This window comes from Patescibacteria group bacterium, from assembly GCA_035549555.1.
Taxonomy (GTDB): domain Bacteria; phylum Patescibacteriota; class Microgenomatia; order UBA8517; family UBA8517; genus Co84-156.
On sequence record DASZQR010000010.1, the window covers coordinates 202,262 to 215,928 of the forward strand.

Sequence of the window (13,667 nt, forward strand, 5' to 3'; positions counted from 1 at the left end):
AATGAAATTCATGTGGAATGATTATTCTCAAACCCGAAGAAGACAAATCGTCAGAAAAAGATTTCCCTTTTTACCACATCTTCCAGAAGATCCAACAGAACGCGCAAAGTTAATTGCAAAAATTGCAAAAATAAGTTTTATAGTTGTAATAGTTGGAATTTTGGGAGTTTTAATTAGTTTTCCTTTAATTGCTCGCGAGCTTCCTTCTCCTACAAAAGTTGTTAAAGAATCTGGTTTCTCAACCAAAATTACAGACAGAAATGGAAAAGTTTTATATGATGTTTATCAAAACGAAAACAATATCCCAATCGATTTTAGCGATATGCCGCAGTATCTTCGCGAAGGTGTAATCTCGATCGAAGATAAAAATTTTTACAAAAATAACGGATTTGATTTAATCGGAATTGCCCGCGGTCTTTTTAATACCGTTTTCCGCGGCCAATTAGCTGGAGGGTCAACTCTTACACAACAATTAGTTAAAAATAGTTTATTAACACAGGATAGAACTGTAGTTCGTAAGTTTAAAGAAGTTATTTTAACAATTGAAGTTAATGCTAATTTCTCCAAAGATCAAATTCTGCAAATGTATCTTAATCAAATTCCTTATGGAGGAACTGCTTTGGGAATTGAAGCAGCAAGCGAAATGTATTTTGGAATTCCTGCAAAAAATTTAAATCTTGTTGAATGTGCTTTCCTGGCCGGGCTTCCTCAAAGCCCAACTTATTATTCTCCATACACCGGAAGCGTTGCAGCATATACTGCCCGCACTCAAGATGTTCTTCGGCAAATGCAGGCGAATGGCTATATAACAAGCGATCAGGAAAAAGAAGCAGACAATCAAATTGCCTCTCTTCCTTTTCAAAACCCGGGAGCCAGTTTCAAAGCTCCTCATTTTGTCCAATATGTCGAAAAAGAAATTGAAGATAAATATGGCGCTGGTGCTCTTCAAGGAGGAGGCTTAACTGTAACAACAACTCTTGATTTGGATCTGCAGGATAAAGTCCAGCAAATAGTAACAGATGAAATTGCAAAAGTTGAAAGTGACCATATTACAAACGGCGCCGCTGTAGTTTTAAATCCTCAAACAGGCGAAATTCTTGCAATGGTTGGAAGTAAAGATTTCAATGCCAAAGATTATGATGGTCAATATAATGTTGCCGTAGCTCTGCGTCAGCCTGGTTCTTCAATTAAGCCTTTTACTTATGTCACAGCGTTTAAAAAAGGCTACACTCCGGCAACCATGGTCATGGATGTACAAACTTCATTCCCAGGCGGCGCCAATAACCCCGATTATGTGCCAGTAAATTATGACGGAAAATTTGTTGGCCCAATTCAGCTTCGTTATGCTCTTGCAAATTCCAGAAATGTTCCAGCTGTCAAAGTTCTTGCAATGGTTGGCATAAAAGATATGTTGCAGACTGCTTATGATGCGGGTATTCCAGAACTTGCGCCGACTCAGGATAATTTAAACCGTCTTGGCCTCTCAGTTACTCTTGGAGGAGGAGAAGTTACACTTCTTGATCTTGCAGACGGTTATTCTATTTTTATGAATGGCGGTTACAGAGTGAATCCTATTTCCATCCTGAAAATTACTGACGCTAAGGGAAATATTTTGGAACAAAACAATCCTCAAAAAGGAAATTCTGTTATAACTGCCGAGCAGGCTTTTTTGATTGACGATATTTTATCTGACAATGTTGCAAGAACTCCTGAATTTGGCGCTAACTCTTCTCTCTTGGTTCCAGGCCTTGATGTTGCTGTAAAAACAGGAACCACAAACGATAAAAGAGATAATTGGACAGTTGGCGGAAACAGCGAAGCTCTTGCTGGAGTTTGGGTGGGAAATAATGATAATTCGCCTATGCTTTCTGTCGCATCAGGTATTACAGGTGCAGCGCCGATTTGGAATCAAATTATTCAGCAAGCTCTAGCTGGAAAGCCAAAAGTCACATTTAATCCTCCGCCAAACATTGTTAAAGAAGATGTAGATACAGTTTCTGGCTATCAGGCCCATGATGGATTCCAAAGCCGTAGTGAATATTTTATAAAAGGTACACAGCCTCAAGGTCCAGACCCAGTTCATGTTAATCTTAAAGTTTGTAAAGAAGACGGAAAATTAGCAACTCCGTCAAATATTGCAGCAAACGATTACAATAATCAGGAATACTTTGTCTTTAAAGAAGAAGATCCAACAGCAGCTCCAGGAGGAGAAAATAAATGGCAGGAGGGAATCTTAAATTGGCTTAATACTCAAAATGATAATCGCTATCATCCACCAACAACATATTGTGGTTCTGGGAACCCTGTTAATGTTGATTTTAGTTCTCCTCATGATCAGGATGGAATGCTGGGAAATAATTTTACAATTTCAGTTAATGCGCAGTCGTCAAGTACAATTACTGAAGTTGACTTTTACATAGACGGGACGCAAGTTGGCACTGTTAATAATTTGCCATATCAATATCAAGCAAATGGAATTTCAAATGGCATTCACACTCTTCGTGCAGTTGCCAAAGACCAAAATGGAAATCAATCTGATCGAACTATCTCAGTTGGCGTTGGACAATCCTGGTCCCAGCCAACTCCTTCCCCTTCTCCTACTCCAGTTCCTACTCCTTAATCTTGACAAAGTGATATAATACATCAGTTAATGACGCCAGATACACAAATCGGCAATTCAGATTTTGACGAACTTCTTACCCAGAAAAGTGATAGGCTTCCAGAGAAAATTAGACGTTATTTTCAGAATATGCAAAACTCCAGTGGTCTATCTGCTGGATTAAAATTATCAAAAGAAAAACCTTATACTAAGTTAGAAATAGCAAGATTAAAATTGGCCCAAACCTTATCAGAATTATTATCTACCAACGACAAAAAAATAGAGGTAGTTGATATAGCGAAGACATTTTGGCTTTTAAACGCAGTCGGAGATATTACTTCCGAGGAAAGGAGAGATGAACTTAGTACTTATTTAGATAGCTTAAGTGAAGATATGTCTGCGTCTGTAAGTTTATCGTTACCTAACATACGAGACGAAATATCGCCTCTTATACAAACAGATTTTAAAAATTAATTCTTAACACTCCCACCAAATTTACTATTCACTTCCCAAATAATTTTCTCTCTTATTTTATTTACATCCGCGTCGCTCAAAGTTTTTTCGTTATCATGATACCAAATTCGAAATGTAAAATTATTTTTGTAAATTTCTTTCAATTCTACATTTTCAACATTCTCCACTTTTTTAATTTCGCCAATTATTTCTCCAACCTTCACATTACTTAAAAATTCAAAAGTAACGTCTTCAATTTGGCTTGGATATTTTGAAATCGGTACAAACTTTGCAAAATCTTTATAGTTTTTCTTCAAAGTTTCAATATCTATTTCAAAATAAAACTCTGTATCATTTAAAATTTCTAGATTAAATTTTTCGTTAATATGAAGTTCTTTATATAATGCTTCAACTATTCCTTTTGCTTTTCGATATTCATAATTTGCAAAAATGGCAGCGAGAGTCATGTTCTCTTTTGGCAAAGCTGTCACCCTGAGCGCAGCCGAAGGGTCTTTTCTTAAGTAAACGTTTGCAACTTCAAATAAATAAGCCGAATTTGTCGTTTCGTGATAAAATTTTTTGTTTTCTTTGACAGCGTTTATTAAAGAAGGTTTTAAACTGGTTCTTAAATATTCTGCATCTCCTCCAAGCGGATTTTTTAATTTAAGTGCAGTTTCTCCTGCCATCTCTTTTGAAACCAAAGAATTTGTATAAATTTCAAATCCTCCGTGAGATTTTAAAATCTCCTTAATTTTATTCACAAAATCAAAATCTGTATTAGTTATTGGTGCAGGGAGTTTTCCGCTCATTATTTCGCTTGGCAAATTATAATATCCATAAATTCTGGCAACTTCTTCAACAATATCCTCAGGAATTGTTACATCATTTGCTCGCCATGAAGGGACTTTTATGACGTAATCGTCACAAGCTTTGCTTACTTCGTTTCCCTTAACTTTAACTTCAAATCCAAGCTTTTCTAAAATTTCTACAACCTTTTTGTTTGGAATTTTAATACCAATTTTCTTTTCTATGAAGCTGTGGTTAAGCTTCACAAGTTTCTGTTTATAAATTCTTGGGTATATGTCATAAATCCTACTAATTGTTTTTGCATCAGCTATCTTTTTATAAAGCTCGATTCCTTTTTCAAATGCAATTGCTGCAAGCTCAGGATCGACTCCTTTTTCGTTTAATATCGCAGCATTTGTTCGAATTCCAAGTCTTGTGGATGTTTTTCGTAATTTTTGCTTATCAATATTATCAATAAAAAATATAATTCTTTTTGTATTATTATTTACAACAGAATTTTTTGTTCCCATTATTCCTGGTAAATCAATAATATTTCTATTTATATCTTCGATGACAATATCATCTCCTAAAAGCTCATAAGTTCTATCGTCAAGAGTTATTATTGTTTCTCCTTTTTGAGATAATCTGAAATTCAGAATTCCATCTGGAATTAAATCAAAATCAAAAACATGAGTTGGATGTCCTATTTCTTGCATTACATAATTTGTTACATCAACTAAATTGTTTAAAGATCGCATATCAGCACTTTCTAATCTGTCTTTAATAATTTGTGGTGACTTCCCTATTTTTACCTCCATCACTACAGCCATTACTCTATTTACAAATTTAGGGTCTATTTTAATTTTTAATAAATCTTTCGTATTTTTACCGGCGTAGCCGTGCAAGCTTTGCTTATTTTTTTCTCTTTTTAATTTTGCATTAGGCAAAATTGCTGATGCTTCTCTTGCAATTCCAAGAATAGACATACAATCAACTCTGTTTGCAGTTACTTCAGTATCATAAATATAGTCGTTTTTTACTTTCTCTATTTTTTCTACAGAAGGCCCTGATAAAGCAAGTTTATCTCCAATTTCTTTTACACTTGCATTAGTCTGTAAATATTCTTTTAACCAGTTGTGTGATATTTTAATATCCATAAATTAAAATTGTTGTAAAACTCTCACATCACTGCTATATAAAGTTCTTATATCGTCAAAATTCATATTTTCTTTCATCATAAAAGTTCTCTCCACTCCCCACCCAAATGCAAACCCAGAATATTTTTTGCTATCAATTCCTCCAGCTCTTAAAACGTTTGGATGAACCATTCCAGCTCCTCCAAGTTCAAGCCATCCTTCTTTACAAAATTTACAACCTTTGCCGTTACAAATTCCACAAGTAATATCTACTTCAAAACTTGGCTCTGTAAACTGAAAATGATAAGGTCTTAAACGAGTTCGTCGTTTTTCTCCGAAAAACGCGGTTGCAAAGTAATCAAGTGTTCCTTTTAAATTTACTAAAGTTATATTTTCATCAACGACTAATCCTTCAAACTGATGAAACATTGTTAAATGTCTATTATCCAGTTGTCTTCTGTAGCATTTTGCAATATTAATCATTCTTATCGGCGGTTTAGTTCTTTCCATTTCTCGTATTTGCCCGCTTGAAGTATGTGGCGTTAAAATCATCGGTCCAAATTTTACATCAGGATTTGTATCCATAAAAAAAGTTTCCCAATCGTCGCGCGCAGGATGATTCTCGGGAAAATTTAATGCACCAAATCCATACCAGTCCCATTCTACTTCTGGGTATCTTTGTCGAATGAAACCTATCTTTTCAAATACATTACTTATTTCATTAATCGCCTGAGTTACTAGATGAATGTGGCCTATTGGCGGCAACTCTCCTGGAATTGTTTCATCAAATATTTTTTTTGTAGATTCTTTAAAATGCGCTTTTTTCTCGTTTATAAATTCTTCAACAGTTCTTTTCGATTCGTTAATTACAAATCCAACTTCTTTCTTTTGGTTTTCATCAAGATTTGCAATCTCTTTAAAAAATTTATTTAATTGTCCATTTCTTCCTAAAAAATCTATTCTTATTTCTTCCAAGTCTTCCAAATTTGAAGCATCTGTAATTCTCCCTAATGCCTGATTTTTTAAATTAATAATTTCGTCTTTCATGAGTTTATTCTATCAAACTTTTGACACTAATAAAAAAGTTGTCCAATTGTTTGTAATATCTTGTAAATTTCTTTGCAAAATTTGCAAATTATAAATTTCAGCCAGTCTTCTGTTCCCAATTATTGCAATATATTTATTTAATTTATTCTCTGATAGTTCTTTCGCTAAATATGCCGGATCAATTTCTTTATTTTTCCCAACAATCTTTTTAATACTTAAAAACTTTTTATTTAAACTATTTTTGCATTGTTCAAATCCTTGTGGATGAGACATAATAAATTTTATATCTTCTAATTTAACATCAACTTTTCCAAGTAAACACTGCTCAATATTTATAGAATATTTATCAATTATTTTAAAATTATGTTTAGAAACTGAATCAATGCTTTCATCAACAATTCCTCCGTTATTATTCATAATTGCAATTGTCCATAATCTATTTTGTGATTTTCAAGTTCATCAAAAACTTTTTTAGTTGTATATAAATATTTAGTTTTATAATTTTTTAATTTATCATTTTTCCATTAAAAAACCCGCTTGTTTGCGGGTTATCGTTGTCGCGAAAGTCAAACTTCTGTTTACTTTACTGCGGCAACTATTTGTTTAAAGCTTTCTGGATCTTTAATTGCAATATCAGATAATATTTTTCGATCAACTTCAACTTTGTTTTTATGAAGTCCTGCTATAAATTTAGAATATGAAAGTCCATGTTCTCTGACTGCTGCATTGAGCCTTATTATCCAAAGAGCTCTTAAATCTCTTTTTCGAAGTTTGCGTCCTGCAAATGCATATTGTCCTGCATGCAAAACTGCTGCATTCATTGCTGCAATTCTTTTATGTCTTACAGTTCCATAACCTTTCGTTAATTTTCGAAGTTTCCTGTGTTTTACTTGTGCTTTTGATTTAATACGTGCCATATTATTTTGTTAAAGTTACTCCAAGCGACTTTCTTATTTTCTTTGCATAATAACTTGTCATTACAGCTGGTCTTTTTGCTGCTCGTTTCTTTGCACGAGATTTTTTGATACGCAAATGTCTGGAAAAGTTATGACGGAACATTACTTTCCCGTTTTTTGTAATTTTAAATCTCTTTGTTACTGATTTCCTTGTTTTCTGTTTCGGCATGCGATTCCTTTCTGTTAATATTATCGACAAATTCCTTACTCTTTTTTCCTGTCGGCGATATTATCATTGATAAATATCTTCCCAAAAATTTCGGCTCGCTATCAATATGTATCGTATCCCCAAGTTCCTTTACAATCTTATCTAATAGTCCGTATCCAAAACTTTTGCTGTTCATCTGGCGCCCCAAAAAAACAACGGTTAGTTTTACCTTATCTCTATCCTCCAAAAACTCTTTAACTCTTTTGACTCTTGTCGTATAATCAGCTTCTCCAATAAATGGCGAAAATCTGATTTCTTTCAAGTCGCTTACTTTTGCTTTGCTTTTTTTAAGCTTTTTCTCTTCTTGATAAATAAATTTACCAAGATCGGCAATTTTAGCAACTGGCGGATTTGCGCTTTCCGCAATAAGAATCAAATCTAAATTCTCTTCCCTTGCTTTTTTCAAAGCTTCGTCCCGGCTTATTACTCCAATCTGTTTGTTATCAACTGTAAGTACACGAAGCTCGGCAGCGTGTATTTGCTCGTTTGATTTAAAATACAGATTAGTTTTCTTCAAATCTATAGAGAATTATATCAGTTTAGGCTCTTAGTTTCAATTTCTTGTCTTATTTTACTCAAAAATTCGTCTAATTTCATTTGTCCAAGGTCTTTTTCGCCGCGTGTACGCACGGAAATTACTTTTACTTTCTCGTCTCGGTCGCCAACAATTACCATATAATTTACCTTTTCTTTCTGCGCATCGCGAATTTTCGCTCCAAGAGTTTCATTTCTATCATCAATTTCCACTCTAATTTTATTCTCCATCAGTTCCTCATAAATTTTCTTAGCATAATCTACATTTCGCTCTGTAAGTGGCAAGATTTTAACTTGTACAGGGCTAAGCCAAAGAGGAAATGCACCCTTGTATTTCTCAATCAAGAACGCAATTGTTCTCTCAATTGCTCCAATACTTGATCGGTGCACCACCACTGCTTCCTCCTTTTCGCCTTTTTCGTTTATAAAAGTTAAGTCAAATCGCTTTGGCATTACAAAATCATATTGCACTGTAATTGCTGTATCTTCTTTTCCGTTTGCATTAACCATTTGAATATCAATTTTTGGTCCATAAAACGCGGCTTCTTTTTCTGCTTCTGTAAATTCTATTTTGCGAGATTTTAATGCCTTTCTTAATATTTCTTCTGCATCATCCCATGCTTTATCGTCTTTAAAATATTTTTGTGAATCATTTCTATCCCCTAAAGAAAGTCTATATTTATAGTCTTTATATTTAACCAGACCAAGTATATTAGTTACATAATCAATTAAATCCAATACTTTTTCAATTTCATCCATCGCATTTTCTTTTTGAGTAATTATATGTGCATCAGACAAACAAAAACTTCGCACTCGCTGAAGTCCCATTAATTCTCCTGACTGCTCATATCTATAAAGTTTTGAAATCTCTGCAATTCTCATTGGCAACTCTCGATAGCTTCTTGGTCTGCTTAAATAAAGCTCAAAATGATGTGGGCAAGTCATAGGGCGAAGCATATATTCTTCATCATCAATTACAATTGGCGCATACATTGAATCTTTATAATACGGATAATGCCCGCTCTTTTTATAAAGCCCTAAGTTTGCAATATCTGGAGTATAAACGTGCTGGTACCCTCGTTTTATTTCTTCATCAACAATAAATCTCTCAAGTTCACGCCTTATTGAAGCTCCTTTTGGAGTCCAAAGAGGCAATCCTTTGCCAACAACTTCAGAAAAAGTAAATAAATCTAATTCTTTTCCTAAAACTTTATGATCAAAAGATTGCTCTTGTTTTGGTTCAATTATTTTTTTCGTCTTATTCATACAAATATTATATATTTTATGAAGACGAATCTAAAGAAGATATCGTGGTTCCACTTCACTTGCTGCTCTTTTGCTATCCTAAAACTCATTGGTTGGTGAGTCCAAATCGCTGCTCTAAGATAATTTATTATCCAACTCTTATGAGTAATTGTCAACAGTTATGCGAGATTTCTTAATCCTTTTTGTTGTTCAAAATCAATTGACCAAATTTTTCTTTGATTCCTAAATTGTAAATCATAAGATTCTCTATAAGACATTGCATTGGTTAAGTTTCTGTTTGCTTTTCTGCTTTCAAAACCAAGCGCTAGTAATTTCTGATGTCTTTCTCTTGCTTCTTTTACTTCAGCAATAAAATTTTCATTGTTTAAATTCCGCGAACTCTTAAATTGTTCAAACTCAAGTGCATTTGTAAATAGTTTTGTTTCACAAGACATAAATGAATTATATAAAAAATATTTTATATTACAAGTGTGGACCCATGGGGAATCGAACCCCAGTTCCCTGACTGCCAGCCAGGTGTCCTACCATTGAACGACAGGCCCTAAAGGACTGTTGGCAATGCGCAAGCTTTGCTTACCATTGAACGACAGGCCCATTGACAAGCTATTGTATCATGAGCTATACTGTTTTAGTTAAATAAATTAAAGGTTTCTGGCATGAAACCAACCGGATACTACATTTAGAACCGGAAATAATTAACTACAAGTTATATTTAAGAATTTATGATAAATAATCAAGAATTATTGTATGTTGTTGATGAGTTTGATACTCCTCAAAAACCACAACCAAGGAAAAAAGTTTTTAAAGACGGGCTTTGGCGTCGTACTGTTCATGTCTGGATTTTAAATAATAAAAATCAAATCCTTTGCCAAAAACGCTCTATGAAAAAAGACATCTCCCCAGGAATGTGGGAATCCTATGCTGGCGGCCACGTCGGCCATGAAGATGAAAATTATTTTATTGGAGCTGCAAGAGAATTGTCAGAAGAAACAGGTCTTTCAGTTTTGCCAAAAGATCTGGATCTTGTAAAAATTTATAAAGCGGACAAATTTAAAGAATATCGCGGTATTTTCACTTTTAAATGGGACGGAAATATTGATGATCTTAAAAGTGAGGAAGACGAAGTTGATGAAGTAAAATTTATAAATATCAATAAAGTCAAAAAATATTTACAGGAAAAAGATTCAAATTGGTGTTTACCAGGTTACGAAGAAGACATTTTTTCCCATATAGACAATTTAAATTAATCATCTTCCAAAACTTTTTTGTCCGCCGGTATTGGGAGCAGTTGTTGGAGACGGTTGATTAATATTGCAGCTTTCAATAATTTGCCCGTTACAATTTAAATCATTAAATAAATTAAACTGATAAGAAGTATTTAACGAAATCCAGTTTGCATTATAAATATCGCTTCCGTTTAAATTTTGATTATTAATAAGTAAATTATTACTTCCGCCGTTTACACTATCGCATAAACTGGTTTTAGAATTAACCCAGCTATAATTTATTTTTGCAGTACCCTGCATATCAGGACCTGCCGGAGTTACATAATTACAACTGATTGAATTTGAATTATCTTGAATTTTATTTTCACTATTTGTCGTAATATTAATTGGTTCTGGAGTTGAAACGATATTTGTTTCTGCCGGAAAACTTGGTAAAGGGGTATGTTTTTGATTAGTATGAATTACGTTGTATGAAGAATCATTTTGGTTTTTAAAAAATAAATACCCACCAAATAAAACTAATAAAATAATTATTATATAAATAATATTTCTATTCACGAGAAAATTTTAAATAATGAATCTGAAAATATTCTTAAATCACTTTGCGGTTGCATGATATACTCCATCCCATTCGCTTGGGGGATTTGCAATCAATTCTTTAATTCGTTCTATATACATTAAAATTGGCCCGTCTTCTGAATATTTTTTAACCAAAACCTTAAATGCAGTCAACGCTTTTTTAAAGTCACCTTTTTCATAAATTTTTCTTGCTTCTTCAAATTCTTCTAAGAATATTTTCTCTTTTTCCTTTGGTTCTCCAAGTGCCCGTAGTTCGTAAATACTTACTCCTTTTGACTTTCCTTTTACTGCAACATCATCGAGTTTTCTTGCTACTACTCTTCCCTCAACTTTTTTGTAAGTATTCTCACTAATACAAATTTTAGTTCCATAATATTTATTTATTCCTTCAAGTCTACTTCCTAAATTTACATTATCTCCCAAAAGCGAATAATCAAATCTTTGCTCGCTTCCCATATTCCCCACAACCATTTCTCCGGTATTGATTCCGACTCGAGCACTAAAATCAAAATTTTTCTTTATTTCTTCCTGCATTGCAAGTGCCGTAACACAGGCCAAATATGCATGGTCTTTCTCAATTTCTGGAGCTCCCCAAAACGCCATAATGGCATCCCCGATATATTTATCCAAGACTCCCCTGTTTTCAAAAATCACATTTGTCATTTTGGTTAAATAGCTATTTAATAATTTTGCCAAATCAGTTGGCGTTAATTTTTCACTAATACTAGTAAATGAAGCAATATCAGAAAATAAAACTGTAAGTTCCTTGCTTTCTCCTCCAAGTTTTATTTTATGTGGATTTTGAATAAGATGTTCCAAAACTGATTTTGATAAATAAAATCCAAAAGTTTGTTTAAGAAATTTTCGCTGACGGCTTTCTGTTAAATATTTATAAATCGTATCAGCAATACATGAAATAATTATTGCAAAAATTGGAAAAACAATATTACGAATCGTCCCGTTATCAAAAGAAAATATTACATAAACTGCATATATTACTATCATTAAAATTCCTGATATAAAAACAACAACTGGAGATAAATTAATAAAAATAATTGATGCAACAAGGCAAATAATTAGTAATGTAAATAAAGTTATTAATTTTGATTCATTATTCTTAGCGCCATTTGTTAGAATTGTATTTATAATATTTGCCTGAATTTCGACCCCGTTCATAGCTGGAGATGTTGGGACAATTTGGTCGTCATGAAGATCAACTGCAGTAGAACCAATCAAAACTATCTTGTTGTTTAAGTTTTTATCGCTAATTTTTCCATCCAAAATATCATTAAAAGAATAAGTTGTGAAACTATTATTGTTTCCTATAAAATTAATATTTCCATTTTCACTTTTACCTGAAATTTCTGTTGCAAAACTTTTTATCCCATCAATTTCGCTTTCTGGAATTTTTCTGACAACGCCGTCGGAGTCAGCAATTGTATTTGCATAGCCTGTCGCACTTACATTTTTTAATTCATTGATTGGAGATAAAATATTGACGCCGTTTGTTTCGCTTGATAAAACAATTTTTGTATTACTGTAATTTTTCAAAGCAGTTGCAAAATCGCCATCAGATTTTGGGTTTGAAGTTTCTGAAAAAGTTATGTCAATTCCAATTACTTGAGGTTTTACTGCGTCTTTATTTAATTTATTAAGTAAATTTGCATAAACGCTTCTGTCCCATGGAAATCTCCCAATTTGATTAATTGACGCATCATCAATTGCAACAATTACAATATTGTTTGGTGCAGATTTTTGTGTAAATAAAGTATCGCTTAATTTATTTTGCCAGGTACCAAAAAAACCAAAAACGAAAAGGAAAGATAATAAAATAAAAATAACTAAACCAATTATTAATCCTCTAAAATTTTTCATAACTTATTTTATCACCGGTGGTGTTGGCGAGGGAGTATAGATAGGATAATAAATTGGGTAATCAATAAAGTAAGTTGGTGTTGGAGTAGGAATCGGTGTAGATGTTTTTCTTGGAGTGTAAGTCGGTGTTGGCGTTGGAGTCGGAGTATTTGTTGGTGAGCTAGTTGGCGCTTGTGTTGTAATAGGAGTTGGAGAAGCAGTAGGCTTAGCTGTTGGTTTTAAAGTTGGCTTAGGTGTTGGAGTTGGGCTTGGTTCATCATCAAAACTTTCTGGAAATCGTTGATCCAAAATTTTATCTTGATCTTCATTAAATTTTACCCAGTCACTATTTAAATCGCTGTTTGTCAATTTTACAGAAGAAAGTTTACTAAGACAGTTTGTAATCAATTTATTATTTGTTTGTAGATCAATATTTTTGCTTGCATCAGCATTGCACTCCACATAAACGTGAGATTTAATAATTTCAACAATTGTATTTCCGTTTGTATCGCTTCCAAGTCCATAAGAAGTTCCGCGCACTGATGCAACTAAAGTATCATTTTCTGTATCGTTTGAGTCACTACTTCCAAAAAGTTTAGCAACTCTGCTCCAGATATTTCCTTGATCAACCTTTACTTTTGTAACGCTAGGAGTTGTAGTGTAATTTTCAATAGTCATTTCACTATTAAAATCAATACGAGTTACGCTGTGCGTTGGATAAAGTACTTGTGCTCTCCCTGTTGCATCTGTTTTTATAACATCTCCAACATTTACTTTTTCCTGATCTGTAGCACTGACAAAATCGCTTGCACCATTTTGTTTGATGAAAACATTTCCTGAGAAAATTTCAAGAATTGGCATTTGGTTTGGGTCGGTAGTTGTAGAAGTTTGAGCAGATAAAACGTTTTGGTTATTAATCTTTTTAGATTTCACTAAAAAAACTCCACCAATAGCAAGAGCGATAACAATAATTACACCAATAATAAGGGACTTTCTATCCATGAGATGAATTTTACCTTAAAA

General features: G+C 33.3%; 14 protein-coding genes and 1 tRNA gene. 3 read left to right on the top strand and 12 right to left on the bottom strand.

The window, feature by feature from the left end:
* The first annotated feature begins 10 nt into the window (after positions 1-10).
* A complete protein-coding gene (locus tag VG895_01810; protein HWA51774.1) occupies positions 11-2,620 on the top strand; it encodes a transglycosylase domain-containing protein in 2,610 nt (869 codons plus the stop codon).
* Between the two features lie 30 nt (positions 2,621-2,650).
* Complete coding sequence (locus VG895_01815; GenBank protein ID HWA51775.1) at positions 2,651-3,073, top strand: hypothetical protein; 423 nt, start codon at positions 2,651-2,653, stop codon at positions 3,071-3,073.
* Here VG895_01815 and VG895_01820 read toward each other — a convergent pair.
* The 9 genes from VG895_01820 to VG895_01860 form a co-directional block, all read right to left on the bottom strand.
* A complete protein-coding gene (locus VG895_01820; protein ID HWA51776.1) occupies positions 3,070-4,995 on the bottom strand; it encodes a phenylalanine--tRNA ligase subunit beta in 1,926 nt (641 codons plus the stop codon). The genes VG895_01815 and VG895_01820 overlap by 4 nt on opposite strands.
* Positions 4,996-4,998: 3 nt before the next feature.
* Positions 4,999-6,021, bottom strand: a complete 1,023-nt coding sequence (pheS, locus tag VG895_01825) for a phenylalanine--tRNA ligase subunit alpha (GenBank protein ID HWA51777.1) — start codon at positions 6,019-6,021, stop codon at positions 4,999-5,001.
* 12 nt (positions 6,022-6,033) lie between these two features.
* The gene (locus VG895_01830) at positions 6,034-6,438 is read right to left on the bottom strand and encodes a prephenate dehydratase domain-containing protein (GenBank protein HWA51778.1); all 405 of its coding nucleotides are present in this window, start codon (positions 6,436-6,438) and stop codon (positions 6,034-6,036) included.
* A gap of 161 nt (positions 6,439-6,599) precedes the next feature.
* Positions 6,600-6,938 carry a 50S ribosomal protein L20 gene (gene rplT, locus VG895_01835; protein ID HWA51779.1) on the bottom strand — a complete coding sequence of 113 codons (339 nt, stop codon included), beginning with the start codon at positions 6,936-6,938 and terminating at the stop codon, positions 6,600-6,602.
* 1 nt (position 6,939) lies between these two features.
* Complete coding sequence (gene rpmI, locus VG895_01840; GenBank protein ID HWA51780.1) at positions 6,940-7,146, bottom strand: 50S ribosomal protein L35; 207 nt, start codon at positions 7,144-7,146, stop codon at positions 6,940-6,942.
* Positions 7,103-7,702 carry a translation initiation factor IF-3 gene (gene infC, locus VG895_01845; GenBank protein HWA51781.1) on the bottom strand — a complete coding sequence of 200 codons (600 nt, stop codon included), beginning with the start codon at positions 7,700-7,702 and terminating at the stop codon, positions 7,103-7,105. Before infC ends, rpmI begins: the two co-directional genes overlap by 44 nt.
* 17 nt (positions 7,703-7,719) lie before the next feature.
* Complete coding sequence (thrS, locus tag VG895_01850) at positions 7,720-9,015, bottom strand: threonine--tRNA ligase (GenBank protein HWA51782.1); 1,296 nt, start codon at positions 9,013-9,015, stop codon at positions 7,720-7,722.
* Positions 9,016-9,143: 128 nt separating this feature from the next.
* The gene (locus VG895_01855) at positions 9,144-9,419 is read right to left on the bottom strand and encodes a hypothetical protein (GenBank protein ID HWA51783.1); all 276 of its coding nucleotides are present in this window, start codon (positions 9,417-9,419) and stop codon (positions 9,144-9,146) included.
* 37 nt (positions 9,420-9,456) lie between these two features.
* Positions 9,457-9,527: transfer RNA gene (locus VG895_01860), tRNA-Ala, on the bottom strand.
* 180 nt (positions 9,528-9,707) lie between these two features.
* Between VG895_01860 and VG895_01865 the strand changes: the two genes are divergently transcribed.
* Positions 9,708-10,232, top strand: a complete 525-nt coding sequence (locus VG895_01865) for an NUDIX domain-containing protein (GenBank protein ID HWA51784.1) — start codon at positions 9,708-9,710, stop codon at positions 10,230-10,232.
* Here VG895_01865 and VG895_01870 read toward each other — a convergent pair whose 3' ends face one another.
* Genes VG895_01870 through VG895_01880 form a run of 3 tightly spaced genes read right to left on the bottom strand, consistent with a single transcriptional unit; the run spans position 10,233 to position 13,646 of the window.
* A complete protein-coding gene (locus tag VG895_01870) occupies positions 10,233-10,769 on the bottom strand; it encodes a hypothetical protein (protein ID HWA51785.1) in 537 nt (178 codons plus the stop codon).
* A 39-nt stretch (positions 10,770-10,808) separates the two neighbouring features.
* The gene (locus VG895_01875) at positions 10,809-12,665 is read right to left on the bottom strand and encodes an adenylate/guanylate cyclase domain-containing protein (GenBank protein ID HWA51786.1); all 1,857 of its coding nucleotides are present in this window, start codon (positions 12,663-12,665) and stop codon (positions 10,809-10,811) included.
* 3 nt (positions 12,666-12,668) lie between these two features.
* Entirely contained in the window at positions 12,669-13,646 is a 978-nt protein-coding gene (locus VG895_01880) for a FecR domain-containing protein (protein HWA51787.1), read from the bottom strand.
* Positions 13,647-13,667: the final 21 nt, after the last annotated feature.

Coding starts and splice junctions, on each gene's coding strand:
- VG895_01855 (HWA51783.1), bottom strand. CDS start 9,419: ATGTCTTGTGAAACAAAACTATTTACAAATGCACTTGAGTTTGAACAA.
- VG895_01815 (HWA51775.1), top strand. CDS start 2,651: ATGACGCCAGATACACAAATCGGCAATTCAGATTTTGACGAACTTCTT.
- VG895_01810 (HWA51774.1), top strand. CDS start 11: ATGTGGAATGATTATTCTCAAACCCGAAGAAGACAAATCGTCAGAAAA.
- VG895_01865 (HWA51784.1), top strand. CDS start 9,708: ATGATAAATAATCAAGAATTATTGTATGTTGTTGATGAGTTTGATACT.
- rplT (HWA51779.1), bottom strand. CDS start 6,938: ATGGCACGTATTAAATCAAAAGCACAAGTAAAACACAGGAAACTTCGA.
- rpmI (HWA51780.1), bottom strand. CDS start 7,146: ATGCCGAAACAGAAAACAAGGAAATCAGTAACAAAGAGATTTAAAATT.
- pheS (HWA51777.1), bottom strand. CDS start 6,021: ATGAAAGACGAAATTATTAATTTAAAAAATCAGGCATTAGGGAGAATT.
- VG895_01875 (HWA51786.1), bottom strand. CDS start 12,665: ATGAAAAATTTTAGAGGATTAATAATTGGTTTAGTTATTTTTATTTTA.
- VG895_01830 (HWA51778.1), bottom strand. CDS start 6,438: ATGAATAATAACGGAGGAATTGTTGATGAAAGCATTGATTCAGTTTCT.
- VG895_01820 (HWA51776.1), bottom strand. CDS start 4,995: ATGGATATTAAAATATCACACAACTGGTTAAAAGAATATTTACAGACT.
- VG895_01880 (HWA51787.1), bottom strand. CDS start 13,646: ATGGATAGAAAGTCCCTTATTATTGGTGTAATTATTGTTATCGCTCTT.